The 1,419-nt window shown below is 39.4% G+C and carries 2 protein-coding genes; both read left to right on the forward strand.

The features are described from left to right. A partial coding sequence (locus tag R7O12_RS24785) for a type II secretion system F family protein (protein ID WP_318126707.1) occupies positions 1–299 on the forward strand: 299 nt, incomplete at its 5' end. Next, positions 299–1,387, forward strand: coding sequence for a tetratricopeptide repeat protein (locus tag R7O12_RS24790; protein ID WP_005454318.1), 1,089 nt, complete (start codon positions 299–301; stop codon positions 1,385–1,387). The genes R7O12_RS24785 and R7O12_RS24790, both read left to right, overlap by 1 nt. Positions 1,388–1,419 lie beyond the last annotated feature (32 nt).

Here is a 1,419-nt window from a genome sequence, read left to right on the forward strand (position 1 = left end):
CGTCAGAACGGGCCAAAATTGTTGGGTTAGACCGAGCTCTCACCGAGTTTTACGACTTAGTCCCAACGACGGAAGCACAAAGCTTCTTCATGACGCTTACTCAAAGCTTAAAGTACGGGTCATCCGTGGGTGCGGTATTAGCCTCTCTTGCTTCTGATATTCGAGAAATAAACATGCTCGAACTGGAAGAGAAAATCGGCAAGATGGGGGCAAAAATGTCGATCCCAATGATCGCTTTTATCATGATTCCTATTGTTGTTCTAATCGCAGCGCCAGGGATAATGAGGATGCTAGGATAATGAATATAAAAAACTATTTCTCTCTTTTGGTGTTACTTTTTTTAAGTGGTTGTTCAACTATTAATCAAGAATTAGTAACAAAAGAAAAATTACTGACTAACTCTGGTCAAACTGAACAGCTTATTGAATTTTATAAAGCGAACTTAGTCGAAGTCCCGAGTTATAAGATAAAACTGATCAATTTATATTTGGATAATAAAGACCAAAAATCTGCTGAGTTATACATAAATACTCTAGAGAAAAAGGATCTTAAAGACCCAGATATTATTTATATCTTAGCTAAGCTCGAATATTTAAAATCCAATTACGATGCGAGTGAACGTTACTTAGAAGAGTATTTAGATAATGGCGGTCCAGAGGGTGATTACTACCTTCTAAAAGGCAAAATACTTGCGCGTAAAAAAGACTACGACGGTGCAATTTCTCACTTCAATGACAGTAAGAAGAATGGCGCATCAGACCGTGAGGCAAACAACAATATTGCAGTAGTGATGATGTTGCAAGGCAGACCAGAGCCCGCGATGGAGCTGCTCTATGGCTTGTTTGCTGCCAATCCAAATGATGAAAAGGTACGTTCAAATCTCCTTTTGGCGTCGACTCGGTCGAATCGTCCGGATGTGGCGTTGGAGGTTTTGAAACACGACAGTAGCGAGCAAGACGCACGAGTCAAACTGAAAAAGCTCATGAAGAGCGTTAAACCTCTGAATAAAAAAATAGATACAAAAGTTCCACCCAAACAGGTCGCGAAGTCAAAGGAAAAGAAAAATATGGAAATGGATACGAAATCTGTCGATTTGAAACCAAAGTACGTAGCGCGCTCAGTATTAGACCCGCAAAACTTACGTCCTAAAGCGCCGTCAATTTATCGAATTCAAGTATTAGCAACCTATAAAGTCATTCCGTCAGATTACCTAAATTATCTGAAAGGCAACTATGGCAAAGTGTATTCCTACACTCACGGCTTATGGAAGCGTTATTGCGTTGGTGAGTTTAGCGATATAGATGATGCAAAGAAGTTTCTTGAAAACATGAATATCAAAGGTGCTTTTGTCGTTGATTACACGAAGAAAAGGTACGTTGAATTATGATCAAGTTTCAAAAAGGAAGTTTGACGGTCGAA

It is taken from the genome of Vibrio sp. Vb1574 (assembly GCF_033338675.1).